The sequence below is a fragment of the Arthrobacter sp. DualSoilB13 genome, from assembly GCF_055389195.1.
Window position 1 is genome coordinate 2,605,642 of sequence record NZ_AP035865.1, and the last position, 23,684, is coordinate 2,629,325.

Annotated in this window: 26 protein-coding genes; 4 read left to right on the forward strand and 22 right to left on the reverse strand. The window is 62.3% G+C overall.

The annotated features are described in order from the left end of the window. Nucleotides 1–65: 65 nt before the first annotated feature. From ACZ5J0_RS11950 to ACZ5J0_RS11960, 3 genes are all read right to left on the reverse strand, one after another. Nucleotides 66–998, reverse strand: a complete 933-nt coding sequence (locus ACZ5J0_RS11950; RefSeq protein ID WP_464093202.1) for an aquaporin — start codon at nucleotides 996–998, stop codon at nucleotides 66–68. A 160-nt stretch (nucleotides 999–1,158) separates the two neighbouring features. Continuing rightward, on the reverse strand, nucleotides 1,159–1,503 hold the full coding sequence (locus ACZ5J0_RS11955; protein ID WP_142938686.1) for a DUF202 domain-containing protein: 345 nt from the start codon (nucleotides 1,501–1,503) through the stop codon (nucleotides 1,159–1,161). 2 nt (nucleotides 1,504–1,505) lie between these two features. Next, on the reverse strand, nucleotides 1,506–1,865 hold the full coding sequence (locus tag ACZ5J0_RS11960; protein ID WP_284705199.1) for a YidH family protein: 360 nt from the start codon (nucleotides 1,863–1,865) through the stop codon (nucleotides 1,506–1,508). Nucleotides 1,866–1,942: 77 nt separating this feature from the next. Between ACZ5J0_RS11960 and ACZ5J0_RS11965 the strand changes: the two genes are divergently transcribed. After that, complete coding sequence (locus tag ACZ5J0_RS11965) at nucleotides 1,943–3,013, forward strand: ADP-ribosylglycohydrolase family protein (RefSeq protein WP_464093203.1); 1,071 nt, start codon at nucleotides 1,943–1,945, stop codon at nucleotides 3,011–3,013. A 7-nt stretch (nucleotides 3,014–3,020) separates the two neighbouring features. Here the strand turns inward: ACZ5J0_RS11965 and ACZ5J0_RS11970 are convergent, their stop codons facing one another. The 5 genes from ACZ5J0_RS11970 to ACZ5J0_RS11990 all read right to left on the reverse strand — a co-directional run bounded on the left by ACZ5J0_RS11970 (nucleotide 3,021) and on the right by ACZ5J0_RS11990 (nucleotide 6,794). After that, complete coding sequence (locus ACZ5J0_RS11970; RefSeq protein ID WP_464093204.1) at nucleotides 3,021–3,590, reverse strand: DUF4395 domain-containing protein; 570 nt, start codon at nucleotides 3,588–3,590, stop codon at nucleotides 3,021–3,023. Nucleotides 3,591–3,667: 77 nt separating this feature from the next. After that, nucleotides 3,668–4,678 carry a 3'-5' exonuclease gene (locus ACZ5J0_RS11975; protein ID WP_142938682.1) on the reverse strand — a complete coding sequence of 337 codons (1,011 nt, stop codon included), beginning with the start codon at nucleotides 4,676–4,678 and terminating at the stop codon, nucleotides 3,668–3,670. Nucleotides 4,679–4,774: 96 nt separating this feature from the next. Next, complete coding sequence (locus tag ACZ5J0_RS11980) at nucleotides 4,775–5,461, reverse strand: hypothetical protein (protein WP_464093205.1); 687 nt, start codon at nucleotides 5,459–5,461, stop codon at nucleotides 4,775–4,777. Beyond that, nucleotides 5,458–6,396, reverse strand: coding sequence for an ABC transporter ATP-binding protein (locus ACZ5J0_RS11985; RefSeq protein WP_142938681.1), 939 nt, complete (start codon nucleotides 6,394–6,396; stop codon nucleotides 5,458–5,460). The genes ACZ5J0_RS11980 and ACZ5J0_RS11985 overlap by 4 nt, the downstream gene beginning before the upstream one ends. After that, on the reverse strand, nucleotides 6,393–6,794 hold the full coding sequence (locus tag ACZ5J0_RS11990) for a GntR family transcriptional regulator (protein WP_464093206.1): 402 nt from the start codon (nucleotides 6,792–6,794) through the stop codon (nucleotides 6,393–6,395). The genes ACZ5J0_RS11985 and ACZ5J0_RS11990 overlap by 4 nt, the downstream gene beginning before the upstream one ends. 130 nt (nucleotides 6,795–6,924) lie before the next feature. On the opposite strand from ACZ5J0_RS11990, the gene ACZ5J0_RS11995 reads away from it, so the two are divergent. Further along, complete coding sequence (locus ACZ5J0_RS11995; protein ID WP_187697156.1) at nucleotides 6,925–7,686, forward strand: DedA family protein; 762 nt, start codon at nucleotides 6,925–6,927, stop codon at nucleotides 7,684–7,686. A gap of 69 nt (nucleotides 7,687–7,755) precedes the next feature. Here the strand turns inward: ACZ5J0_RS11995 and rdgB are convergent, their stop codons facing one another. From rdgB to clpS, 6 genes are all read right to left on the reverse strand, one after another. Further along, nucleotides 7,756–8,418 (reverse strand): RdgB/HAM1 family non-canonical purine NTP pyrophosphatase, encoded by a 663-nt coding sequence (rdgB, locus tag ACZ5J0_RS12000; protein WP_142938678.1) that lies wholly within the window; start codon nucleotides 8,416–8,418, stop codon nucleotides 7,756–7,758. Continuing rightward, entirely contained in the window at nucleotides 8,415–9,173 is a 759-nt protein-coding gene (gene rph, locus ACZ5J0_RS12005) for a ribonuclease PH (protein ID WP_011775233.1), read from the reverse strand. The genes rdgB and rph overlap by 4 nt, the downstream gene beginning before the upstream one ends. 65 nt (nucleotides 9,174–9,238) lie before the next feature. Then, a complete protein-coding gene (locus ACZ5J0_RS12010; RefSeq protein ID WP_464093207.1) occupies nucleotides 9,239–10,036 on the reverse strand; it encodes an MBL fold metallo-hydrolase in 798 nt (265 codons plus the stop codon). Beyond that, nucleotides 10,033–11,103, reverse strand: a complete 1,071-nt coding sequence (gene murI / locus ACZ5J0_RS12015) for a glutamate racemase (RefSeq protein ID WP_464093208.1) — start codon at nucleotides 11,101–11,103, stop codon at nucleotides 10,033–10,035. The genes ACZ5J0_RS12010 and murI overlap by 4 nt, the downstream gene beginning before the upstream one ends. Nucleotides 11,104–11,167: 64 nt before the next feature. Continuing rightward, nucleotides 11,168–11,734: a DUF2017 domain-containing protein gene (locus ACZ5J0_RS12020; protein WP_142938675.1), complete on the reverse strand. Its 567-nt coding sequence runs from the start codon at nucleotides 11,732–11,734 to the stop codon at nucleotides 11,168–11,170. After that, the gene (gene clpS / locus ACZ5J0_RS12025; RefSeq protein ID WP_024817261.1) at nucleotides 11,727–12,089 is read right to left on the reverse strand and encodes an ATP-dependent Clp protease adapter ClpS; all 363 of its coding nucleotides are present in this window, start codon (nucleotides 12,087–12,089) and stop codon (nucleotides 11,727–11,729) included. The genes ACZ5J0_RS12020 and clpS overlap by 8 nt, the downstream gene beginning before the upstream one ends. A 76-nt stretch (nucleotides 12,090–12,165) precedes the next feature. Between clpS and ACZ5J0_RS12030 the strand changes: the two genes are divergently transcribed. Together ACZ5J0_RS12030 and ACZ5J0_RS12035 are read left to right on the forward strand one after the other, a co-directional pair. Next, nucleotides 12,166–13,455, forward strand: coding sequence for a nicotinate phosphoribosyltransferase (locus ACZ5J0_RS12030; RefSeq protein ID WP_208096082.1), 1,290 nt, complete (start codon nucleotides 12,166–12,168; stop codon nucleotides 13,453–13,455). Beyond that, nucleotides 13,455–14,081 (forward strand): isochorismatase family protein, encoded by a 627-nt coding sequence (locus ACZ5J0_RS12035; RefSeq protein WP_250819745.1) that lies wholly within the window; start codon nucleotides 13,455–13,457, stop codon nucleotides 14,079–14,081. The genes ACZ5J0_RS12030 and ACZ5J0_RS12035 overlap by 1 nt, the downstream gene beginning before the upstream one ends. Before the next feature lie 76 nt (nucleotides 14,082–14,157). On the opposite strand, the gene ACZ5J0_RS12040 is transcribed toward ACZ5J0_RS12035, so the two are convergent. The 8 genes from ACZ5J0_RS12040 to ACZ5J0_RS12075 form a co-directional block, all read right to left on the reverse strand. After that, nucleotides 14,158–15,933 (reverse strand): DEAD/DEAH box helicase, encoded by a 1,776-nt coding sequence (locus tag ACZ5J0_RS12040; protein ID WP_142938672.1) that lies wholly within the window; start codon nucleotides 15,931–15,933, stop codon nucleotides 14,158–14,160. Between the two features lie 109 nt (nucleotides 15,934–16,042). Continuing rightward, complete coding sequence (locus tag ACZ5J0_RS12045; RefSeq protein ID WP_142938704.1) at nucleotides 16,043–16,381, reverse strand: DUF3039 domain-containing protein; 339 nt, start codon at nucleotides 16,379–16,381, stop codon at nucleotides 16,043–16,045. Nucleotides 16,382–16,389: 8 nt separating this feature from the next. Then, nucleotides 16,390–17,172, reverse strand: coding sequence for a glucosamine-6-phosphate deaminase (nagB, locus tag ACZ5J0_RS12050; protein ID WP_142938671.1), 783 nt, complete (start codon nucleotides 17,170–17,172; stop codon nucleotides 16,390–16,392). An 86-nt stretch (nucleotides 17,173–17,258) separates the two neighbouring features. Continuing rightward, a complete protein-coding gene (locus ACZ5J0_RS12055) occupies nucleotides 17,259–18,830 on the reverse strand; it encodes a transporter (RefSeq protein ID WP_464097195.1) in 1,572 nt (523 codons plus the stop codon). Further along, on the reverse strand, nucleotides 18,812–19,696 hold the full coding sequence (locus ACZ5J0_RS12060) for an ABC transporter ATP-binding protein (protein ID WP_464093209.1): 885 nt from the start codon (nucleotides 19,694–19,696) through the stop codon (nucleotides 18,812–18,814). Before ACZ5J0_RS12060 ends, ACZ5J0_RS12055 begins: the two co-directional genes overlap by 19 nt. Before the next feature lie 41 nt (nucleotides 19,697–19,737). Next, nucleotides 19,738–20,838 carry an NADH:flavin oxidoreductase/NADH oxidase gene (locus ACZ5J0_RS12065; RefSeq protein ID WP_464093210.1) on the reverse strand — a complete coding sequence of 367 codons (1,101 nt, stop codon included), beginning with the start codon at nucleotides 20,836–20,838 and terminating at the stop codon, nucleotides 19,738–19,740. Next, nucleotides 20,838–21,839, reverse strand: a complete 1,002-nt coding sequence (locus ACZ5J0_RS12070) for a tetratricopeptide repeat protein (RefSeq protein ID WP_464093211.1) — start codon at nucleotides 21,837–21,839, stop codon at nucleotides 20,838–20,840. The genes ACZ5J0_RS12065 and ACZ5J0_RS12070 overlap by 1 nt, the downstream gene beginning before the upstream one ends. A 38-nt stretch (nucleotides 21,840–21,877) precedes the next feature. Next, complete coding sequence (locus tag ACZ5J0_RS12075; protein WP_464093212.1) at nucleotides 21,878–23,659, reverse strand: DUF8094 domain-containing protein; 1,782 nt, start codon at nucleotides 23,657–23,659, stop codon at nucleotides 21,878–21,880. Between the last annotated feature and the right edge of the window lie 25 nt (nucleotides 23,660–23,684).

Consider the following 23,684-nt stretch of genomic DNA (forward strand, 5'->3'; position numbering starts at 1 on the left):
TTTAAGCTAACCGGGGGCACCGACAATAAAGCGCAGGCGAGCCGTCCGCCGTCGAGCCCGTAGGGTTATTTGCCCTTTTTGCCGTCGAAGAAGTCCCGGGCGTCATCATTGACCGGCGTGGCCGGCACTGCGCGGGAAGGGGAACCGTCTGCTTCCGCAGCAGCGTCCTTGGCCCCGATGTCCTCGTCCGGCTCATCGTTGGCATCAAAAGAGTCGTTGACGCCATCGCTGCCGCCTTGAACGTCACCAGGTGCCGCCACGGCAGTAGTGGAGAAGCCTTGGAAGCCGCGGAAGGCAAGGCCTGCAAGCGCGGCGCCCATCAGCGGGGCCGCCCAGAAGAGCCACAGACTCTCAAGCGCCCAGGACGAGCTGAAGAATGCCTGAGCTGTTGCCCGCGCAGGGTTGAAGGGAAGGTTTCCCAGTACCTGTCCCAGCTGAAGCAGGACAGCCATAGCCAAGCCGACGGCGAAGGGGGCCATAGCCGGAACAGCGCGGCGGCCGGCGGTCGCGCCAAGAAACACAGCCACGATGAGAGCTGCACCTAGGACCTCGACCAACAGAACCCCGGCGAGCTGTGTTTGGGCGGCAGCGTGGTCGCCATAACCTGGTGCAACGACGTCAAAAGCGGCCCTCGCGTCCGTAAGGACGGGCACCGTGCTCACAACAAAGTAGATCAAGGCAGCACCAACCACGCCGCCGATAATTTGCGCTGCTACATAGCCCAATGCCGCAACAGCCCGGACTCGACCGGCTATCAGATTGCCCACAGTGATCACAGGGTTGAAGTGGCCTCCCGAGACATAGCCGAAGGCCAGCATGGCCACTGTCACCGCAATGCCGGTTGCAAGGGCAACAGGCACGGGGGCACCACCAGGATTGGAGAAAATCCCGACTCCCGCCGCGACAACCACAACGAACATCGATCCCAAAGCTTCAGCCGACAACCGGGCAACAAGTCCCGGTTGGGGTTCAGGTGTGGCCTGTACAGGAGAGGTCATGTCCAAGGAGTCCTTCGGTTGGTCTGGATGCCGGTATGGCCGGCTTCGGTCGCGGCGGACGCTGATGCTTGGCACCGACGCTGCAGGGGTCATGCAAGCTCAAGGCCACTGAGCATTTTGTCAGCCGAGTCTGGGCGCCAGCTGAATCCCGCCTCCGAGCTTATCCGCCCAAGGCGATCGCTGCGATCGCGGTAGCACCGAGCCCCACCACAGCCAACATGCTGACCCGGACCAGCCGGGCCGAAGCAGCCCCGTTGCCGGCGTGGAGCTGCCGTGAGCGAACCCACACCACTGCCGCCACCACGATGGTGGCTGCAGCCGCCACGAGAGCGCAGATGCCTTGGTAATCAAGCCCGGGAAGGCCCGCGACGAGGTGGCCGGTTGAGGGCTCAGACGTCAGCCAGCTTCGCCAAATGAACAAGTCCACCACCACCAGGGAGATCAGCGTCCGGCGCCATGCCAAGATAGTGCGCTCAGGCTGCAATCCGGGGTCACGGACTTCCATAGTTACCGCGCCACCAAAATCAGCACCGCGAAAGCGAAGGCCGCCACGGCAACCACGATGGTCATGAACAGCATGACCCGGGAGAAAGGGAGCGCCTGATCATTGCGCATCGCCGCTTCCATCTGACCCCAACGACGATACGAAAGTGCCGCCAACCCCGCACCAACCAAGGCAAGCAAAACACAAAGAACCAGCCGCACCGGGGTGGGCGCGATGTTCGGGGCCAACTGGTCTACGGCAACCGCCCCGGCAAGCAGTGCCAAGGATGTGCGGATCCATGCGAGGAAAGTACGTTCGTTGGCGAGAGAAAACCTGTAGTCGGGTGTCCTGCCTGTCCGTCGCCACTGAGGTTCACGCGCCATGTCTCTCCAAGTTTTGTCAGTGCCGGGCAGCTTCCCCACCATACCAGCGGGGTCTCACGGCTTGGTAAGTTACTGGCATGAGTGTTGAACCTAAATCGCCCGCTGATCCATCCTTCGAGTCCCGTGTCCATGGGTCACTTTTGGGAGGGGCACTGGGTGATTCGCTTGGCTACGCAGTGGAGTTCGACTCCATCGCCGCGATCCGCGCACGGTATGGTTCCGAGGGCCTGAAGACTTTCGGTCAGCTCGACGGCGCCAGCCACTTCTCGGACGACACGCAAATGACGCTGTACACCGTTGACGGCCTGGTGGAAGCACTCGAATGGGCCAACGATGGCGTAGCTGCGGACGAGATCGCCTGCCTATGGCTTGCCTACCTGCGTTGGCTCGCCACCCAGGACGTTGCTGTTGACTCCGCCGCTCCCGTGCCGCAACCGCGGTGGATCGATGCCCAGGAGGTCCTGCGCCACCGCCGCGCACCCGGTAACGCGTGCCTCAGCGGTTTGGCAACGGGCACTATGGGAACGGTGGCCCGTCCGGTCAATGCCGACTCCAAAGGGTGTGGCACCGTGATGCGTTCAGCCCCGTTTGGACTAATCCCCCACATTTCACGCGAAGCCGTGTACAAGCTCAGTTCGGACGCCGCGTCGTTGACGCACGGACACCCTTCAGCACGGCTCAGCGCAGCCGCCTTCAGCCTGCTGATCCACAACGTCGTGGCCGGTATGGACGTCCGCACCGCAGCAACCGAGGCGCTCAACTACGTCAACGCCGTTCCTACCAAAGCACCCGAACTGGCGGAGCGTCTTGAAGGAGCCTTGCAGTTGTCCCTGCGGCCCGCCCCTCTGGACCCGGAAGAACTGACCACAGCACTTGGTGAGGGTTGGATCGCCGAGGAAGCGCTCGCCGTCGGGCTTTACGCGGTGCTGGCAACCAAAGGCGGCACGCCGGCAGAGCACTTCCGCAACGCAATCGCCGTGGCCATCAATCACAGTGGCGACAGTGACTCCACAGGGTCCATTACCGGGAACATCCTGGGCGCGTACTATGGTCTGGCATGCTTGCCGGCCGATTGGCTGGAGGCCCTGGAGGCCCCGGAAGTCATTCGCGGCATGGCGGACAGATTGCTTGCCGTCACCACCGGGTAGGTAGTGGCTACGCCTTGCGGAGCGTGACGTTGTTGCAGGCTTCGCACACGTCCTCAGGGATAAAGCCACGGCGCTGCAGGAAGCCAAAGATCGCGCATCCGAGGCAGAAGCCCACGAATGCTTCCAGCGAAGCCGCCACGATCAGCAGCGTCAGCAGGATCCAGGCGGCGGGCTGGAAACCGGTGAAAAACAGCACGACGGCGGCACTCGTCAAGGCGGCACCGATGCCTTGCGCGAAACGCTTTGGTGGACCGGCAACGAGCTTGGCGTGTCCAAGCCGGGGTGCCAACACCTTCACTGACAGAAGTGCGAGCGGGGAGATCCGCGGACCGAACAGCACACGGAGCCAGAAGCCCACAGCCAGAGCCACCAGCCCCCAAGCCCAGCCGGTCAGGAGGGTGGCGACGGCCACCGCCACCACCAAGCCCGCCGTAATCCGGGCGGCGTATTCGTTAACCGGGTTGGGGAAAGCAAAAACTGCCCGCCAGTCCACCCCGCCGCGTTGAGCAGCGCCAGCAGAAGTAGCCGCAGCGGCAGGCTGGCGAGCGGGTGCTTGGGGAAGGACTGGTTTGGCCATGCCCCAAGGCTAGGAGTGCGGCTCTCCCAGCGGATAGCTTTGTTGCGCAGTATGAACTGCTGACCGTGTGGTGGAGGCTATGCGCCGCCCACCATCTGCAGGAATTCACCTTCGGAGACAACCTCGATTTGCTGGCCCTTGGCGTGCAGCTCCAGGACGCGCTTGGCCTTGCCTGTGAGGCGGCCTGCGCGCAAGTCACCCGCCACGAAACCGTCACCAACTATCAGCACAGTAGTCCGCGCTGTTACCCGGCTTTCGGGACGTGCTCCCATGTCCGCGGCCCGTGACTTCGCCTCCGGCCTGGTGATGGCGAGGTCGCCCGTGAACACCACGGTCTGCCCGAAAAGCGGATGTCCGGGTTCCGCGGACGGGTTGGGCAACGGGTTGGGGCCCTCCTCCGGCCAGGCCTGGAAGCTTCCTGCAACGCCCAGTGCGCGTTCGACCGTGCGTTCGGCGGCGCTTCCGGTCCGTGCCGCGAGCGCGGACATGGTCGCCTTGGAGAGGCCATGCGCGGGATCGAAGGCGGGTTGCTGTGGCAGGTTCAGGCCGAGGGAAAGGTAGAGTTCGGCGATGCTGTTGGCGTTGTTCCGCCTGGCGATGTCCACCAGAATGCCGGCGCAAGCGCGGGCATCTTCCGCGGCGTCGTGGTGGTTGACCAAGGGAACTCCGGCTTCCTCGGCGGCGTACGGCAGGGAATTTGAAACCAGTGAATAGCAGCGGCGGGAGAGCATGACCGTGCACACATAGTCGTAAGCGGGTCCGGCAAGGCCGGAGACTTCCAGTCCTGAGCGAATCACGCCGAGGTCGAAGGCTGCATTGTGGGCGGCGAGTACGTCGTTGCCAATGAAGGCGCCGATTTCCGGGAAGAGTTCACCGAAGCGGGGGCGCCCCGCCACGTCTTCGGCGCGGATCCCGTGGATTCGGGTGTTGTGGAACTCGAAATGATCATGGTTCTCCGGCGGGCGCATGAGCCAGGAGGCTTCCTCCACCACGACGCCGCCACGGACTTTGCTGAGGCCCACCGAACACGGCGACCCCCGGAAGCCGTTGGCTGTTTCAAAGTCGATCGCCGTAAAGTCCAATGCCACTGGACAAGATTACAGCCGAAAAAGGCCGCCCTTACCGATTTGCACGGCGGGGCGGCCCTTCCGGCCTGCATTGTGGTCAACGTGACATTTGGGCCTCTATGGAGTGGCCCTGCGCAGGGTTGCATAGGAACCTGCTGCGAGGACTACGCAAAGGAGCGCCGTCCATCCGCTGATGCTCAGGGGCGACTGTTGGGCAAACCAGTTGCCCACGTACCCCCACCATTCGGCCAATGTTGCCAAAGCTGCCATGCCAATCAGGACCAACCCCGTGCCCAGGGTTGAGATGAGGGTGCCTGTGGTTCCCCAGCGCTTGAAAATGGTGGCGAACCAGAATCCGACAATAAACATGAACATCATGACCACGAAGAAGAATGCTGCGGTGGAGTACCAGGGGCCCTCGGTTACCCATGGAATGTTGAAGAAGTACCCATATACTCCCCAGCCGGTGGTTGCCTTCTCAATGACGCCACCGATCAGGTAAAGCGCCGTCATCCCCAGGGCAATGAGGGAGAACAGGCCCAGGGTCCCCAGGTAGAAGGCCCTCCGGCTGATGCTCAGACCCTGCGAAAACGGGAAGACCAAGGTCATGCTTTGGATGCCGAGGACCAGGAAGTACCACAGGGGTGCCTGGCTTCCGCCACCGTTTTTTCCTTCGGTGACTGGGATCAGCGCGAAGATGGCGATCGACATCAGGAACGATGCCGCCAGGATGGTCAAGGGCCATCCGATGTATGTCCACTTGTTGATCAGCTGCATCCGGGCAACTGCTACGGTCCTGCTCATCGCCTTGCCTCCAACGTGTCATCGGCGAAATCGTTTGTTTTTGACGCGGCTCCGGTGGCTCCCGGTCCCGCCATGGTCTTGCGGACTACCAGCTGCTGCAGGGAGACGGGCGAGAGCTCCAGGCCCAACTCCTGCGCTTCGGCACGATCGCGGCTGCCCAGCGCCTCATCCACAGTCACTGATGCCAGGGAACCGAGGGTTTCGCGATGCAGGATCTTCCGGCCGGCCAGGAACGTGTCCACCTTTTCGGCGGAGCCCGAGACAGTCACAGCCGAACCCCGGATTTCTTCGGCGTCGGCGTCCATGATGATCCGTCCCCTGTCAATGACCACAACATGTTCCAGGAGGTTCGCTACCTCGTCGATCAAGTGGGAGGACAGGATGATGGTCCGCGGGTGTTCTGCATAATCTTCCACGAGGCGGTCGTAAAACAGTTGGCGGGCCACGGCGTCAAGGCCGAGGTAGGGCTCATCGAAGAACGTCAGCTCGGCGCGCGAGGCGAGGCCGATGATGACTCCCACCGCGGACAACTGGCCCCGGGAGAGTTTCTTGATCCTTCGCTTGAGGGGAAGCTGGAAGTCTTCTGCCAGGCGGTCAGCGAAGTCCTGGTCCCAGTTCTTGTAGAAAAGTGCGGCGGAGCGGAAGGCGTGCTGCGGATGGAAATCCTCAGGATACTTCTGCGATTCCCTGATGAAGCAGATCCGGGACAATACGGCGTCGTTCTCGTAGGCGCTGGCGCCGAAGACGAGCGCTTCACCGGACGTGGCAAAGGCCTGCGCGGTCAGAATGGACATCAAGGTGGTCTTACCTGCGCCGTTGCGCCCAAGCAATCCGTAGATGCGGTTGGCCGTCAGGCTCAGATTGACGTTGTCCAGCGCGTTGAGTTCCTTGTAATGCTTGACCAGATGACGGGCCTCGATGATGGTCTCGTTCACAGGGCCGCGCTCCTTTCCTTGTCTGTCCCGGTTTCCGGGGCCAGCCCGGAATTGCGTTCGATCATGGTGTTCAGCTGCTCTGCCGAAATGCCCAGCTTCCGGGCCTCCACTGCCAGCGGCTTGACGTACTGCTCAACAAACTCTTCGGTGCGGCGCGCTATCAGCTGGGCGCGGGCTCCTGTGGCGACGAACATCCCTATCCCCCTGCGTTTGTAGAGAATTCCCGAATCCACCAGCACGTTCACGCCTTTGGCGGCGGTTGCCGGGTTGATGCGGTGGAAGGCCGCGAACTCATTGGTGGAGGGCACCTGGGATTCCTCTGCCATGGTGCCGTCCACGATGCCGTTCTCGATGAGTTCGGCGATCTGCATGAAGATCGGCTTGCTGTCATCGATCATGAGCTCCACCGCCTCATTGGTTCATTACTCATGTAACTAACCATACAACTGACAAACCTAGTGTCAAGAGGTCCCCGGGAAAAATACGACGACGGCCGTCAAGTAGGCTTGATGGGTGATCTTCTCTGCGATAAGCGACCTTGCCGTATCCACTTTCGGGGGCGCGGGCCCGGTACAGCCGCCTATGGCTTCGTTCCTGCCGGACTGGTTGAACCCCGACGTCTTCCTCCGTGATTCACCCCTGGGGCCGTGGGTGGTCCTTCTGGTCTGCGCCATTGTGTTCGCAGAAACGGGCCTCCTGGTGGGGTTCTTCCTTCCCGGCGACTCGATGCTGTTCACGGCGGGACTCCTGGTCTCCACGGGTGCCATCGAGTTCAATCTTTGGGCCATGTGCGGCATGATCATCGTGGCCGCGATCATTGGCAACCAGACCGGCTATCTCATTGGGTCCAAGGCCGGCCCTGCCATCTTTAATAAGCCGGATTCCAGGCTTTTCAAGAAGGAAAACGTGGAGAGCGCCCACGCATTCTTCGAAAAGCACGGCGGCAAGGCCTTGATTCTGGCGCGCTTCGTGCCCATCATCCGCACGTTCGTGCCGGTGATCGTGGGCGTGGCTCAGATGGACAAGCGTAAGTTCTTCCTCTTCAACGTCATCGGTGCCGTCCTGTGGGGCGGCGGCGTTACCCTGCTCGGCGCATGGCTTGGCCAGTTTGAGTGGGTTGGAAACAACATCGACATCATCTTCATCGTCATCGTCCTGATCTCAGTCATCCCGATCTTCATTGAGATCGGGCGTGGATTCATGGCCAAGCGCCGGGCCGCTGCCGAAGGCACGGACCCTGTGGAGGAATTCATCGACGAACACGAGGGCGGCAAGCACAGCGAGCACTAAGCTCCCTGAACCCTGAAACACAAAAGGCACCCCGCAACAGCGGGGTGCCTTTTCGCGTAGGGGAAGAAGCTACGTGGCGTTGGGCCCGGACAACGCCGCGACGATCGCGGGAAGCAGAGCACGGAACGCCTGTCCACGGTGGCTGATGGCGTTCTTCTCCTCCGAGCTCAATTCCGCACAGCTGCGGTCCATCCCGGCCGGCTGCAGTATGGGGTCATAGCCGAAGCCACCTTCGCCACGGGGTTCACGCAACAACGTCCCTTCCAACTGGCCGTACTCCACCGTCTCCTGGGCAATTCCGTCCGGACCCGGCACCGCCAATGCAGCTGCGCATACAAACGCAGCTGAGCGGAAAGCGTCCGGAACATCGGAGAGCTGTGCCAGCAACAAGTTCAGGTTGCCGATGTCATCACCATGCGTGCCGGACCATCGCGCCGAGAAAATACCCGGAGCCCCGCCCAGGACATCAACGGCCAATCCCGAATCGTCGGCGATGGCCACCAGGCCGGTCGCCTCCGCCACCGCTCTGGCCTTGAGGAGGGAATTCTCAGCAAAGGTGACACCGGTTTCGGCAACATCCGGGGCACCTGCCGCAGCGGCGTCCACCACTTGGGTGTCGACGTCGAGACCCGGCACCTGGCCCCGCAACAGTTCCCGGAGTTCCTTCAGCTTGCCCTTGTTGTGTGTTGCCAGGACGAGGCGTGGAGCACCAGAGGCCTGTGCGCTGCTCACGGGGCTTCGGCCAGCGTCTCGCGCTGGATGGCGGACAACTGGGTGGTGCCCAGCAGTGCGAGGTCCAACAGGGCGTTGAGCTCGTCGCGATCGAACGGAGCGCCTTCCGCCGTGCCCTGAACTTCCACGAACTTCCCCGAACCGGTCACCACAACATTCATGTCCGTCTCCGCGCGAACGTCTTCCACATACGGCAGATCCAGCATGGGAACGCCGTCAATGATGCCCACGGACACTGCCGCAATGGTGTCCACCAGGGGCTCCGCGTTGCGGGCAATGAGCTTGTTCTCCCGGGCAAAGCGGATAGCTTCCGCCAGCGCCACGTATGCGCCGGTGATCGCGGCGGTGCGTGTGCCACCGTCGGCCTGCAGGACATCACAGTCCAGAACGATCGTGTTTTCGCCCAGTGCCTTGGTGTCGATGATGGAGCGCAACGAGCGGCCAATGAGGCGCGAGATCTCATGCGTGCGCCCACCGATCTTGCCCTTGACGGATTCACGGTCCGAACGGGTGTTTGTGGCGCGCGGCAGCATGGCGTACTCGGCCGTGACCCATCCGCGGCCTTCGCCCTTGAGCCAACGGGGCACACCTTCAGTCAGGGAAGCGGTGCACAGAACCCGGGTGTTGCCGAATTCGATCAGTGCCGAGCCCTCGGCCTGCTTCGACCAGCCGCGGGTGATGCTGATGGGTCGCAGTTGATCGGGGGTCCGGCCATCGGCGCGGATGACGGGAGTGGCTGTAGCTTCAGAAGTCATGGTTCAAGCTTAGCCAAGCTGACGCCACCACCCCGACGCCGGGTAGGGCTGAACATGGTGTGAGGCTAGATCGTGTAGTGGACTCCGGCAACCGCCACTGCCACGTAACCGGTGAAGACCGGTTTAGCTTCGGACAACACCTTGGTCTGCGAGGTCCATACAGGGATGTGCGTGAGGAGGAGTCGCTTGGCACCGGCATTCATGGCAGCCTCACCTGCACGCTTGCCCGTGAGGTGGACGTCCTTGATGCCGTCATCCCTGCCTTCCTCGAATGCCGCCTCGCACAGGAACAAGTCCGAGCCCCTCGCGGCGTCCTCGAGTCCCTGGCAGGAATCCGTATCCCCCGAATAGGTCAGGACCTTGGTGACGGGAAGGCCGTCCTTGCCCGGTTCCGTAGCGGTGACGCGCAAGGCATAGGCCTCTTCAACGGGGTGGTTGACGGCGAAAGGGGTCACGGTGAAGGGACCCACCGTCACCGGCTTGAGCTCGGTCCAGTTGGTAAAGTCGAATTCCTCGTGCATGCCGGGATCGAGATCCAGCCCATAGGCGGTGGCCATCCTGTCCGCGGTGGCTGCAGGTCCCCACACCGGCAGGCGATCCCTGCCCCAGCCGCCCGGCTTCCAACGAACCGCGACGTGAAGGCCGCAGAGGTCCATGCAGTGATCAGGATGCAAGTGCGTGAGGAAGATCGCGTCGATGTCTTCCAGATCCGTATAGCGCTGGATGGCACCCAAAGCTCCGCTGCCCAGGTCCATCACGATCTTCCACTCGCGCTCACCGTCGTGCGCTGTCACCAGATAGCACGACGCCGGCGAGCCAGGGCCGGGGAACGAGCCCGTGCAGCCCACGATGGTCAGCTTCACAGGTCACGTCCCATGGTTGTTCCGGTGCCGCGACTGAGCGTCTCATCGGGCTGGACGAAGTACGAGCGGCGGGAGAGCCCGGATCCGGACCGTGCTGCTTCGAGCATCTCGGGAGTTATTCGAGCCAGGCTGCCTGTGGGGTACTGGGCCGCGACGTGGTCCACATGCTTTACGGAGAGGACTTCCGGCCCCAGGAAGCGGCGGGCCAGAGTCTCGAATTGGGTAGCATCACCGGTAGCTATGAATTCGTGGCTCGGTGCCCGCGTCCCTGTACGCTGAATGCCGTGGTTGGCCAACGCGCGGTAGACGTCTTTGGCCGTCTCCTCGGCACTGGAAACCAGCGTGACGTCCTCCCCCATGACGAATGAAATGACACCAGTCAGCAGCGGGTAGTGGGTGCAGCCCAGGACAACAGTGTCCACTCCGGCGACTCTGAGGGGCTCGAGGTACTCATTGGCAGCAGCCAGGAGCTCGGGGCCCGTGGTGATTCCAGCTTCCACGAACTCCACGAAAGCCGGGCAGGCCACGGACGTGATGCTAAGGTCCGGGGCGGCGGCAAAAGTGTCCTCATAGGCTCTCGAACCCACGGTGGCCGAGGTTCCAATAACACCAATCTTGCCGGAACGGGTGGCCGAGACAGCGCGCCGGACTGCCGGCTGGATCACTTCGATCACCGGGATGCCATAACGGGCGGTATAGCGTTCCCTGGCATCGCGGAGCACCGCGGCGGAGGCTGAGTTGCACGCAATGGTCAGCAACTTGACGCCCGAATCCACGAGCTCGTCCATGACGCCCAGCGCGTTCGCGCGAACTTCGGCAATAGGCAGCGGACCGTAGGGGCCGTTAGCGGTATCGCCCACGTAAAGGATTGATTCGTTGGGGAGCTGGTCAATGATGGACCGTGCAACAGTCAGCCCACCCACGCCTGAATCAAAGATGCCGATCGGACGTGTCCCTAGGAGTTCCCCATTGCCAATGGGGGCATTACTGCCCAACGCGCCGAAGGGTGAGCCCGAATCTGAAGTCATAATTATTCGAGAATAAGGCTTCCCGTGGTGTGCGGCCATTACCTGTGCTCTCCGCCTCGTGTCTGATGTGTCACACGGCGTGAGGAGCATCCCGCCACCCGGATCAGGATTTCGCCTGTCGTGCGGCCATCATCGCCTGCACCAAAGACTCCTGAAGCCAGGTGGTGAAGTTGTAGACGAGGGCCAGGTAGCTCTCCACGTCCTCTGCCTGGCTCCAGTCCTGCATGCTGTGGATGTGCTCGGCATCGGCTTCATCGCGAATATCCAGGCGTTCGGCCAGCACGAGCCGGACATCGTTTAGCGCCATGGACCAGCGGGTCGCGTCCTCGGGGGTCAAAACGAGCTCGTTCTTGTCCAGGCCCAAAGCCGCAGCCCTCAGGGCACCGATTTTGTTTTCCCGGACAGAGCGTTCGGTGAGTTGGCGGAATTCCAGCGAGCCGTCGTCGTCGTCCTTCATGACGTTCGGTAAGAGACGCAGCAGGGCGCGGTCGCTGGGCTGCTGGACGTCCATATCCAGGCCGATCAGCGCAGCCAGCGGATCCTCGTTCTCCCGGGCGTCCGACTCCAGCATGGAAATGACGTCGTCCAGCAATCCCCGCAGGAGGTCACGCTCCGCGGGCTCCAGGTATCCGCTGATGCCCTTGAGTCCGTACTTGAATGCCTTAGCCACGCTGGCGGCCGCCCTTCCCGGGTGTCTCGTTGCCGCTCGCGGCCTTTTCAACCGTGGCCCACAAGCCAAAGCCGTGCATGGCTACGGCATGCTGCTCCACTTGTTCCTTGCTGCCATGGGCAACAATGGACCGGCCCTTCTTATGGACCTCCATCATGAGCTTGTGGGCTTTGGATTCGGAGTAGCCGAAGTAACTCTGGAACACAAAGCTCACGTAGCTCATCAGATTCACGGGATCATTCCAGATCACAAGGTTCCACGGGATATCAGGGGCTGTCAGGACATCGGTGGAGGACTGCTCTGCAGCTTTCGTCCGCTCATCGATGTCCGTGCCGTACGCAACGCTAGGGCTCATCTGTCCATTCTAGGGCGGCTCGCACTAGAGTGAATTCGTGAGTAGAGCCTCGTCGTGGGACCACCCCGCAACTTCCTTGTACACAGACCACTACGAACTGACCATGCTTCAGGCAGCCCTGCACTCGGGCGCCGCGCACCGCCGCTCGGTGTTCGAAGCATTCGCCCGGCGACTGCCGGATGGCCGCCGGTATGGCGTGGTAGGCGGCACGGGACGCCTTTTGGAGGGCATAGCGGACTTCCGGTTCGGCGACGCCGAGCTCGCATTCCTTGAGCAAAACAAAGTGGTCAACCAGGAGACCCTGGACTACCTGGCCGACTACAAGTTCAGCGGCGACATCTGGGGCTACGCCGAAGGTGACGCCTACTTCCCCAACTCCCCCATCCTCATTGTCGAATCCACGTTCGCCGAAGCCTGCATCCTGGAAACCTTCATCCTGTCGGTCCTCAATCACGACAGCGCCATTGCTTCGGCAGCCTCGAGGATGACCTCGGCAGCCGGCACACGCCCTTGCATCGAGATGGGTTCCCGGCGCACCCAGGAGGAATCGGCGACGGCGGCAGCCCGCGCCGCCGTGATTGCCGGCTTCGCCAGCACGTCCAACCTCGAAGCCGGACGGCGGTACGGTATCAGGACCGTCGGCACGGCAGCGCACTCCTTTACGCTCCTTCATGACACCGAGCGTGAAGCATTCGAGGCACAGATCGCAGCGTTCGGCCCCGGTACATCCCTCTTGGTAGACACTTACGACGTCGAGACCGCGGTGCGTACCGCCGTCGAGCTGGCCGGCGATAAACTCGGCGCCGTCCGGCTGGACTCCGGCGACCTCATTGCGCAAGCACAGTGGGTCCGGCAACTTCTTGATGACCTCGGCAACGTCAACACCCGCATTGTGGTCACCTCCGACCTCGACGAATTCGCCATCGCCGCCCTGCAGTCCGCCCCGGTGGACTCCTACGGTGTTGGAACGTCGTTGGTCACCGGATCCGGTGCTCCGACGGCCAGCATGGTCTACAAACTCGTCAGCCGCACCAACGATGCCGGCGAGTTCATCTCGGTAGCCAAGGCCGCCAAGAACAAGGCAAGCGTCGGAGGTCGCAAATACGCCCTGCGGAAGCTCAACGAGCGCGGGCGGGCCACCCAGGAAGTCGTGGGGATCGGCCACCGCCCCGAAGATGACGGCAACGACCGCGAACTGCTTCACCAGTTCGTCAAGAACGGTGAGGTGTTGCCCGGGTGGACCGGACCCGAAGGTGTCATCCGCGCCCGGGAACGGCACGCTGCCACCATGGCCGAGCTGCCCGCCGTCGTGAACCGACTCCAGCGAGGCGAAGCTGCCATTCCCACCATCTACGAGGAGAACTGATGTCCAGGGCCCTGATTATCGTCGATGTTCAAAATGACTTCTGCGAGGGCGGAACGCTTGCTGTTGAAGGTGGCGCCGCCGTTGCAAGTGCCATCACCGAATACATGGACGCCAACCAACAGCATTTCGATCACATCGTGGCCACTCAGGATTGGCACGTCGAGCCCGGCGACCACTTCTCAGATAACCCGGACATGGTGGATTCCTGGCCTCCGCATTGCAGGGCCAGGAGTAAAGGTGCCGAGCTACACGAAGACCTGGATCCCGAGTACATCCATGCCTACTTCCGGAAAGGTCAATTCACCGCGGCCTACTCCGGCTTCGAGGGCGTCCTGGCGCCCGAAGACGACGTCCCCACCGGCGACCTCAAAGCAGGCACCACCGTAACTGAAGTCCTCGACGAAGACGCGATCGGACTCGACGATTGGCTCCAAAGCCACGACGTCGAGGAAGTGGTGGTGGTAGGACTTGCCACGGACTACTGCGTGAAGGCTACGGCGCTGGATGCGGTCCAGGCCGGATACACCACCACGGTGATTGCCGGGCTCACGGCAGGCATCGCCGATGACCTCAGCGATGCCTATGACGAAATGGAAGCCGCCGGAGTGGAAGTCGAACGCGACTGATTCGTGAATTCCTGGAAACAGGGAAGGGCGCCGCAACCGCGGCGCCCTTCCCTGTTTCAGCTGCTAGTGGTTCCAGCTACTTCCTGCCGATGAACCAGTCCTGAAGCTTGCGCAGGCGGGCCTGCAGCTGCTCCTCGTTCGCTTGGGCGACAGCCGGGCCACCACACACTTCACGCAGTTTGGTGTGAACCACACCATGGGGCGTGCCGGTACGGGCAGCCCAGGCAGCCACGTTTTTGGCCAGCTCGTTGCGCAGGTCCATGAGCATCCGGTGGTCAGGCACAGCCGGCGCGGCCGCAGCCGCCAGCGGTGACTGGCGTTTCTTGCGGGACTGCTGATCGTGCTGGCGTTGGCGCAGCAGTGTGCCCACTTGTTCTGCGTCCAGGAGCCCGGGAATGCCAAGGAAGTCCAATTCATCATCGGAACCGATGTCCGCTCCCGTGCCAAACTCACCACCGTCAAAGAGGACGCGGTCAAATGACGCTTGGGAATCCAGAGCCTCGAACTTGCCTTTGGTGAGCTCGTCCGACGCTTTGTCTTCCCGATTGGCCTCTGCCATGAGGTTCTCTTCGGGATTGAAGAGGCCGTCTTCGTCCTTCTCCGGGCGGTCCAACGCGTGGTCCCGCTCTGCCTCCATGGTGTTGGCGAGAATCATCAGCGGCGGCACGGAGGGCAGGAAGACCGACGCCGTCTCACCCCTCTTGCGGGCACGCACAAAACGCCCCACGGCCTGAGCGAAGAACAGAGGTGTGGAGGTGGAGGTGGCATAGACGCCCACCGACAGCCGCGGCACGTCAACGCCTTCGGACACCATGCGGACAGCAACCATCCAGCGCTGTTCACCCGCGGAGAATTCCTCGATCTTGCTCGAAGCCTTGGAGTCGTCCGAAAGGATCACCGTGGGCGACTGGCCCGTGATCTTCCTGAGCTGGCCCGCGTAGGCCCGGGCGTCCTCGTGGTCTGTGGCAATGACCAGGCCACCGGCGTCCGGCACCGTCCTCCGGACCTCGCTGAGGCGCTTATCCGCCGCAGCCAGGACGGCAGGAATCCACTCGCCGGTGGGGTTCAACGCCGTGCGCCAGGCCTGGGAGGTGATGTCCTTGGTGACAGCAGCTTCACCCAGCGAGGCAGCCATCTCGTCACCTGCACTGGTACGCCACCGCATCTGGCCCGAATACGCCATGAAAAGTACGGGGCGCACTACGTGGTCCCGCAGCGCATTGCCATAGCCGTACGTGTAATCGGCTTTGGAACGCCGGATGCCGTCCCGGTCCTCAGCGTAGTCAACAAAGGGAATCGGCGAGGTATCCGAGCGGAACGGAGTACCTGTCAGTGACAGGCGCCTGGCGGCCGGATCAAAGGCCTCGCGCAGGCCATCGCCCCACGATAAAGCTTCGCCGCCGTGGTGGATTTCGTCCAGGATCACCAAAGTGCGTGCCGCTTCAGTTTTCGCCCGATGCAGCATGGGCTTGCTGGCTACCTGTGCGTACGTGACGGCAACGCCCACGAAGCCACGACCATGCTGGCCATCGGAATTCTTGAAGTTTGGATCAATGGCGATTCCCACTTTGGCTGCGGCATCCGCCCACTGACGTTTCAAGTGGTCCGTAGGTGCCACGATGGTGATCCTGTTGACCACCCCACTATCCAGCAGCGTGGTGGCGATGCGAAGGGCAAAGGTGGTCTTACCGGCGCCGGGGGTTGCCACGGCGAGGAAGTCCTTGGGATTGCGGTTCATGTAGAGGTCAAGTGCCTCCTGCTGCCACGCACGGAGCTTGGGCGCTGTACCCCACGCAGCACGTTCCGGGTACGCCGGAGGCAGGGACGGTCCACCAAATAGTGTTTCTGTCATGCTGGCTCCCCCGGGCTGATGGCAGCGATGATCATTTCCGGATTTCCGGGCACGCCAAAGCTGACGGGCCGGAGATGATCAGATAGGGCCGGTGTTCTCTTCCCACCCACTACTTGGAGTTGCCCGGGCCGCCGTTGTTTCCACCGTCGTTGCCGGGGCGGAGGCCGTCGTAAATCTCCTTGCACTCCGGGCAGACCGGGAACTTTTTGGGATCGCGCCCCGGTGTCCAGACTTTGCCGCAAAGGGCAATGACTGGCTCACCGCTCAGGGCCGACTCCATGATCTTTTCCTTGCGGACGTAGTGCGAAAACCGCTCGCGGTCGCCGGGTTCCACTTCCTGGCGCGTTTCCTCGCGCTCAATGGTGGCAGTGGACGTTCCGGCTCCGGAAAGCTCTCGCATGGGGTCGTTTTCGAATGGATCCGGAGGAAGCGTAGTCATGCCAAACATCTTACCGTCTACAGTCCCTGCCACTCCGGCTTGTTGTCGTAAGTGTGCCGATAATAATCAGCCAGTTTCAGCGATGACGCGGCTGCCTCATCCACCAAAATCGTGGCGTGCGGGTGCATCTGAAGGATTGATGCTGCACAAATTGCAGCTACTGGTCCCTCCACGAAATCACGCACAGCCTGGGCTTTCTGCGCCCCTGTTGCGACCAACACCACATGCCGGGCGTCCATGATGGTTCCCAGTCCCTGGGTGACTACGTGGTGGGGAACGTCGTCGATGCTGTCGAAGAAGCGGGCGTTGTCCTTCCGGGTCTGCTCGATCAGCGTCTTGATGCGCGTTCGGGATGCCAGGGAGGACCCGGGCTCGTTGAAGCCAATGTGCCCGTCTGTCCCCACACCCAGGATCTGGAGATCCACTCCACCCACGGCTTTGATGGCATCCTCATAGGCCTGGCATGCTGCCTCAAGGTCCCCGGCTGCGCCGTCGGGTCCATGGACGTTTTCCGGCTTGATATTCACGCGGTTGGTGAACTCGCGCCGGATGACCTCGCGGTAGGACTCGGGATGTCCCGCTTCAAGCCCCACGTATTCGTCCAGCGCGAATCCATGCGCCTGGCTGAAGTCCAATCCCCCGGCCTCGTAACGGCTGGCCAACTCGTCGTAAATGGGCAGAGGGGACGAACCCGTTGCCAGACCCAATACAGCGTTGGGCTTACGGCGGACCAGCGCTTCGATGGCATCGGCTGCAAGTGCACCGATCTGTTTAGTGCCAGGGAGAATGACAACTTCCATCGTCACGGCCTTTCTACTTGTGGTCGTCGAGCTATCTGACAAAGACGTTATCCCATGTCCCACCTACGGGCACGGTTGTTACGTGGTTATCGGTTTGCGCTGAGCTGGGCGAACATCTCCGGCCCCCTGGCGTCCAACCACTTTCCACCAAGGCGGACGCCCACCACGAACAGGATAACGCCCAGTACCGGACCTACTGCCAAGTTGATCCATCCAGCTTCCGAACCTCCACTGAACGCCTGAACAGCCACCAGCGCAAGCTCCGGAACCAGTAGAAGAGCCAAAAGACCCATACCAACTGCCTGAACTGCGAGGGTCTGGGCGACATTTCCCGGGGGTTTCTTGAACGGGCTGTCCCCCGGCAAGGGCACGGCGATGTTGTAACGCGCTGAAATCACGGATGAAAGCCCCAGCCCGGTCAAGAGCGTGCCCAACGACAAGCCCAAGAGATTGGGCAGCCATTGCCAGTCACCGGTGACAAAAAGCGGCCCTACGGTGAACACCAGCACCACCGGAAGGGAAAGTGCCAGGCAAGCCAACGCCCGGCCCAGGCGGTCATCGATGCCACGGACACCTGCTGCGAGGTGAAGCGCAAAAGCTGTGTTGTCGTACGAGACATCAGCGCAAATCGACCAGGCCATCACAAAGGCCGTCAGCGGCCCCAGGATCATGAGCATGCCGTAACTGCCGCTCTGTGAGCCGCTGAAGAAAAAGATGACAGGAAACAGGGGAACAATAACCAGGGATGCCGCGTACCGCGGATCCTTCATCCAATAGACCAGAGCCCGGGCAGCAACTGCACCTGCCGGTGTTGCGGGAAGAAGACCGAACAGTCCAAGTTTTCCACCCTTCTTTGCTGACCCTCCGGAGTACGGAGGCGTCACCAACGCCCGCTGCAGCAGAACATGCCAGCACAGGAGCAGGGCGACGATGGTTGCTGCCGCAATGAGCAACTTGAGCCCCGCGGCGGCCACATTGCCTGATTCGAGGTCTCCGCCCAGAGACCACGCTGCACCCAGCGGCGTCCAGGAAACAGCCCTGGCCAACACGGGGAGGTAATCAGCACTTCCGCGAACGCCGTCAATAATTCCCATCATGATGGGGCCCAGCAACACCAGCGGAATGAACACAATAATGCTGCTGGCATCTTTGAAACGCCGCGACGCCGCAAGGCCGGCAGTCGCCGTCGTGACTACTTTGGACAGGACGATGCACGTTATGGCACCCAGAACCGCACCCAACAAGGCACCTGCCACCGCTGGAAAACTACGCCACCAGGTCCCTACCGTCCCGAGCGCAGCCAGCAAAGTGGCCAGACCGGGAATACCGATGAAGCCCGCGAGGGCAAGGCCGGTCAAGAGTTGTCTAGGCGGTATGGCAAAGGTGGTGAACCGGGCAGGGTCCAAGGTCATGTCCGCGGCCGAAGCAATAAGCGGAATGATGGCCCAACCCAGGACAGCGGCCGCTCCACCCAATACCACTACAGTGTGGGCGATCTCCGGATCAGCCCACCGCAGCGCTATGAGGCCTCCAACCAGGAGGACCAGCAATCCCAATGCATAAACGAGCCCCAACGCCATGCCTACCAGCTGCCACGGGCTGCGCTTGAACCCGTTCAGGAGCAGGCGCCACTTGAGGTTTAGAAGGTGCGCAACCATTCCAAGCCCTCCGTCCGGTGTCCGCCGCCCACCAACTGGACGAAGCGTTCCTCCAACGTGGAACCATCGCGGACCTCGTCCACGGAGCCCGCGGTCAAAACACGCCCACCAGCCACAACTGCTACGTGGCTGCACATGCGCTGCACAAGATCCATGACGTGGCTCGAAACGATGACCGTACCGCCGGAAGCAACATACCCCTCAAGGATGCCCCTGATATTGGCGGCCGACACAGGATCCACCGACTCAAAGGGCTCGTCAAGGACAAGCAGACGCGGAGCATGGATCAGCGCTGAGGCCAAGGCAATTTTCTTGGTCATACCTGCCGAGTAGTCCACAACCAATTTGCCGGCGTCCGCTTGGAGATCCAGGGCAGCCAGCAATTCAGGCACCCGGGAGCCCACCACTTCACGGTCCATACCGCGGAGCAGACCCGAGTACGTCACCAGCTGTTCGCCGGTCAGCCGATCAAACAGGCGCACGCCATCAGGCAGGACGCCCATGAGCTTCTTGGCCTCCAGCGGCCGCGACCAGACGTCAACCCCGTGGATCAAGGCTGTGCCAAAGTCCGGCCGCAGCAGTCCGGTGGCCATGGACAACGTGGTGGTCTTTCCTGCACCGTTAGGCCCGACCATCCCGTAGAAGGATCCGGCAGGGACTTCCAGGCTCACGCCGTCGACGGCGATTTTCTCGCCGAATCGTTTGGCCAGGCCCCGAATGGACAGCGCAGCCAGTGGCTCGCTCCCGGGCGAGTCCTCCGAGGGCATCGGGTGAGCGGCCACCTGCGGTGGCTCGGCAGCTTGTGGCGGCGCGGCAGCTCGTGGCGGCTCGAATGTGGGCATGGGTTCATGGCGTGGTTCCGTCATGAACCCAGCCTAACCTTGCAGGCGGAAACCTGGAGGAGGTCCTAGAAGCCGTGGCGGGGAACGGCCCGCTGGTACTGCGGGACCCACGCAATGTCATGGCCTAATTCGTAGGCGGCCCTCAGCCACCAGTGCGGATCACGCAACGCGGCACGGGCCATGAACACCGCATCAGCCCTCCCGTTGGCCACAATGTCCTCCGCCTGCGTAGGACTCGTCAACAAACCAACCGCACCGGTGAGGACCCCGGCGTCGTTCTTTAACTGCTGGGCGAACCCTGCCTGGTAACCTGGCACGGCCCTGATCTGTTGATGCGCAACCGCGCCGCCACTGGAGACGTCCACCAGGTCAACACCACGTTCAGCAGCGGCGCGAGCCAAACGCACTGAGGCCTCCACGTCAACCCCGCCCTCGGCCCAGTCCGACGCCGAGATACGGAGCAGCAGCGGCATCGAATCCGGGATGACTTCCCTGACCGCGTCCACCACCGCGAGCATCAGCCGGTTACGCCGTTCCTCGCTGCCGCCCCAAGCGTCTGTCCGGGTGTTGATGAGAGGGCTTTGGAACTGGTGAAGGAGGTACCCGTGGGCACCATGGATCTCCACGGTGTCAAAACCCACGGCCACCGCGCGCCTGGCAGCAGCGGCGTAGTCGGTCACCACGGCTTGGATATCCTCTTCGCTCATCATTCTGGGCGAAGCATAGCCGTCAAAAGGAGCGCTGCCGGGCCCTACCGTGAGCCAACCGCCGTCGCTTTCCGGAACAGAGCCGGAGCGTTCGGAAAACGGCCAGTAGGTGGACGCCTTGCGCCCGGCATGGGCCAGCTGGACACCGATCTTGGCATCGACGGCGCCATGCCGGTGGACAAAGTCCACAATCCGTTCCCACCCCGCGGCCTGGTTATCGGAATACAAACCGGCGTCCAGCGGGCTGATCCTGCCCGCCGCGTTCACTGCAGCTGCCTCGGTAAGGATTAATGCGGCACCACCGGCTGCAAAAGAACCCAGGTGCATCAAGTGCCAGTCGTGCGGGACACCTTCTCCGGTCTCCGGGTGGCAACTGTACTGGCACATGGGCGATACCCAGCCGCGGTGTGCAACGGTGAGTGCACGCAGCTGCAGCGGCGTGAACAGCGCGGACGGCACTAGAAGAGGACCCTCGCGAGTCCTTGGCGGGCCTTAGCCACGCGCTCGTCCTGTGTCCCTACCACCTCGAATAGCTCCAGGAGGCGTACCCGGGCCGTCTCGCGCTCCGGACCGAAATTCCTGCCGATAAAGCTGATGATGCGATTGAAGGCGTCATCGATGTGGCCGCCGGAAATGTCGAGGTCAGCAACCGTCAACTGAGCCTGAATGTTGTCGGGTTCTGTTGCGGCGAGGTGGCGGAGGCTTTCAGCCTCAGGCGCGGAGAGCTTTTCCAGCCTTGCCATCAGCTCCACCTGCACCAGACCCGCTTTGGCGTCGGTGTCTGCGGGTTGTTCGAGAAGCGCCTGCTTGTAGGCCGCTATGGCCCCCGCATAGTCGCCGGCCTCGATCGCATCAATGGCTGCCTGGTGCAGCGGCGGGAGCGGTGCGGGCTCCGGGTCCTCACCTGACTCACCGGCCTCACCTATGCTGCCGGTGACACCGTTGGCTGCAGCAACCTTAAGAAGTTCCTCCACCAGGTTTCGGATCTGTTCATCATCGGCAGGTCCCTGGAAAAGCGGTACAGGCTGTCCTTTGACCACAGCAACTGCTGTGGGAACGGCCTGAACCTGGAAGGCCTGCGCCAGCTGGGGGAAAGTATCAACATCGGCAGCGGCCAGCACCAGCCGGCCACCATAGGTTTCCACAACGCGTTCGGCTGCTTCGAGAACCGCGGGTGACTCCGGTGCGTAGCGCGACCAAAGAAGGAAAAGCACGGGGATCTGCGCAGACAATTGCACCAGATCCTGGAAATTTGTTTCGGTGGCATCCACTCGGAGTGGTGCTTTGCCGTTTTCGCCCCCTTGGGGCGTGCCGGCCGCGGGCGATCCGCCGTCCGCCGAAGCGGAGGGGGAAGGCGCCGGCGGGGCGGCCGGGCGGCGCAGCGACGATAGGTCGACGGCACCGCGAAGATTGAGCTGGCTGGCAGCGGCTGGAGTGGGTCGGTATCCGGGCGAACTCATACCGTCCACTCTAGCCGCTGCCCTGCCATGGGTAAGCCCTACTTGAAGCTGGCTCCGACCAGTCCGCGGGTAGCTGCCACGAGCTTCATGGGGTCTGCAGAACCAGCTGGCGGAATGTACACCGCCACGGACTCGGCGAAGTTCAGGACCATGCCCGTGGTGGTTTCCTTTCCACCGGCGAAGACAGCGGAATCGTCCTCAAGGAGAAGCTTGTCTCCTGCCGCCTTGGGCGTGCCTTCGAAAGCGAAGTCCAAACGTCCCACAACCACGGCACCGCCGTCGGCAGTCCGGAGCACCACGGTCTGGTTGGTGACCGGAGTGTGGGTGAACTTGAAGTTGGCGCTTGTTCCGTTCTTCACGGTGTCCGCCTGGTACGCCAGTGCCCCTGCGATGTACGGGGAAGACTGCCCGTCAGCCAGCTTGCTGCGGTTGGGAGACTCCGGGTTGGTGAGCATTTCACTCAGGATTTCCAGAGCCTCGTTACCGCTGTAAGCCAGTCCGGTGCTGTCACTCGCCGGTACAGGTTCGGTACCCTTGCGCGGAATCGGGAATGAGGGGAAGTTGGTCCCGGGCTGAAGCGGGGCACTGCCCCACAACTTGTAGTTTTCGCGGGGTGAAAGCTGCACCAGGGTCAGAACCTGCGGCACAACGTTGCCTTCACCCTGAGTGAGGGCAAAGACCGTGCGGGGCCAGTCACGCTTGGTGCTGATCACACTGCTCTGAAGCTTGGTGGCACGGACCGGCATGCGCGGCTCATAGGCGGAAACCGCGGACCGGATCTTGTAGTTCTGCGTCCGGATCTGGAGTTCCATTTTGTCTACGCGCGGAGCCAGCTTGGCCGCATCCTTGGCCGCATCGGCTGCATCCACAGTGCTGGCGACCTGCTCAAGAATCCGCTGCAACTGGGATTCCAGCATGACCGGCGTTCCACCGTCGGCAGCAGCTGCGGCCGAGGATGTGGACGTGGCCTCGGGTGTCGTGGTGGCTTGGGCAGCAATGGCTGTCCCTCCCACCATGACTGCTGCCATTGTGGCGGCAAGGGCAGTGATCCGGAGTGCCGGACCTTCGGTGCCCGCGCCACGACGGCGGCCTTCGTCACCCGTGGGCGACTGGACTTCAGTTGACTGTTTGGCTGAGGGTTGAACCGGCAGCGTGGTGGTTTCCCCACCATCGCGCGGCTCATCGTCATCACGGTCCTTGCGTCGATTGCTCATTGCCTTGGCGATGAACGGCAACGCCGCTCCCACCAAGATGATGATGATGCCCACAACAATCAGCGGCACTGCCCAGGGGGTGGTGGCGTTGTTGGGGAACGTCATGGAAATTGACGACGGCGCGGGCTTGGTACCGTCGCTGGCTACCAAAAGGGACCACTCGCCGTCAGCGGGAGGGTTCCAGGTGTAGTCAAGATCTCCGCTGGCATCCTCAGTGCTGACCCACAAATCGGATCCAGCCGGGGACGGCGCCGTGGCCTCGCCATCTGCGGAGGACACCTCCAGCGACTTCTGGTCGGCAGAGACACCGGTCAGCGTGTTGTGGGCGGTCTCACCGACCCACGCTTCCACATCGTCCGGTCGTCCGGTGGCCACCATGAAGTTGCCTTCACCCTGGATTTTGATCTTCACCGGCCCGTCATGGAGAGCGATCAACTTTTGGTCAATCACGGTCAGCGGGGCAGCTTTGGTATCGCTCGGAACCGAAGCCGTCACGGTCTCAGCGGGGGCCCAAAAAGTCAGCTGGCCTATACCGGCCAGCATCGTCAGCAGGCCCAGCAGCACCAGCAAGGCTGCAGTCTTCAAACGCACAGGATCACCTATCATCAGCGGTCGTTGAACTTCAAGGGTA

Excerpts from the sequence above, each read along its gene's own strand:
- nagB (WP_142938671.1), bottom strand. The coding sequence starts at position 17,172 with ATGGAAGTTGTCATTCTCCCTGGCACTAAACAGATCGGTGCACTTGCA.
- ACZ5J0_RS11960 (WP_284705199.1), bottom strand. The coding sequence starts at position 1,865 with ATGGCGCGTGAACCTCAGTGGCGACGGACAGGCAGGACACCCGACTAC.
- ACZ5J0_RS12055 (WP_464097195.1), bottom strand. The coding sequence starts at position 18,830 with ATGGTTGCGCACCTTCTAAACCTCAAGTGGCGCCTGCTCCTGAACGGG.
- ACZ5J0_RS11990 (WP_464093206.1), bottom strand. The coding sequence starts at position 6,794 with ATGATCGATGACAGCAAGCCGATCTTCATGCAGATCGCCGAACTCATC.
- ACZ5J0_RS12035 (WP_250819745.1), top strand. The coding sequence starts at position 13,455 with ATGTCCAGGGCCCTGATTATCGTCGATGTTCAAAATGACTTCTGCGAG.
- clpS (WP_024817261.1), bottom strand. The coding sequence starts at position 12,089 with ATGAGCCCTAGCGTTGCGTACGGCACGGACATCGATGAGCGGACGAAA.
- ACZ5J0_RS11955 (WP_142938686.1), bottom strand. The coding sequence starts at position 1,503 with ATGGAAGTCCGTGACCCCGGATTGCAGCCTGAGCGCACTATCTTGGCA.
- ACZ5J0_RS11970 (WP_464093204.1), bottom strand. The coding sequence starts at position 3,590 with ATGGCCAAACCAGTCCTTCCCCAAGCACCCGCTCGCCAGCCTGCCGCT.
- ACZ5J0_RS12070 (WP_464093211.1), bottom strand. The coding sequence starts at position 21,839 with ATGAGTTCGCCCGGATACCGACCCACTCCAGCCGCTGCCAGCCAGCTC.
- ACZ5J0_RS11950 (WP_464093202.1), bottom strand. The coding sequence starts at position 998 with ATGACCTCTCCTGTACAGGCCACACCTGAACCCCAACCGGGACTTGTT.
- ACZ5J0_RS11980 (WP_464093205.1), bottom strand. The coding sequence starts at position 5,461 with ATGAGCAGGACCGTAGCAGTTGCCCGGATGCAGCTGATCAACAAGTGG.
- ACZ5J0_RS12075 (WP_464093212.1), bottom strand. The coding sequence starts at position 23,659 with ATGATAGGTGATCCTGTGCGTTTGAAGACTGCAGCCTTGCTGGTGCTG.
- rph (WP_011775233.1), bottom strand. The coding sequence starts at position 9,173 with ATGACTTCTGAAGCTACAGCCACTCCCGTCATCCGCGCCGATGGCCGG.
- ACZ5J0_RS12040 (WP_142938672.1), bottom strand. The coding sequence starts at position 15,933 with ATGACAGAAACACTATTTGGTGGACCGTCCCTGCCTCCGGCGTACCCG.
- murI (WP_464093208.1), bottom strand. The coding sequence starts at position 11,103 with ATGGCCGCACACCACGGGAAGCCTTATTCTCGAATAATTATGACTTCA.
- ACZ5J0_RS11965 (WP_464093203.1), top strand. The coding sequence starts at position 1,943 with ATGAGTGTTGAACCTAAATCGCCCGCTGATCCATCCTTCGAGTCCCGT.
- ACZ5J0_RS12060 (WP_464093209.1), bottom strand. The coding sequence starts at position 19,696 with ATGACGGAACCACGCCATGAACCCATGCCCACATTCGAGCCGCCACGA.
- ACZ5J0_RS12045 (WP_142938704.1), bottom strand. The coding sequence starts at position 16,381 with ATGTTTGGCATGACTACGCTTCCTCCGGATCCATTCGAAAACGACCCC.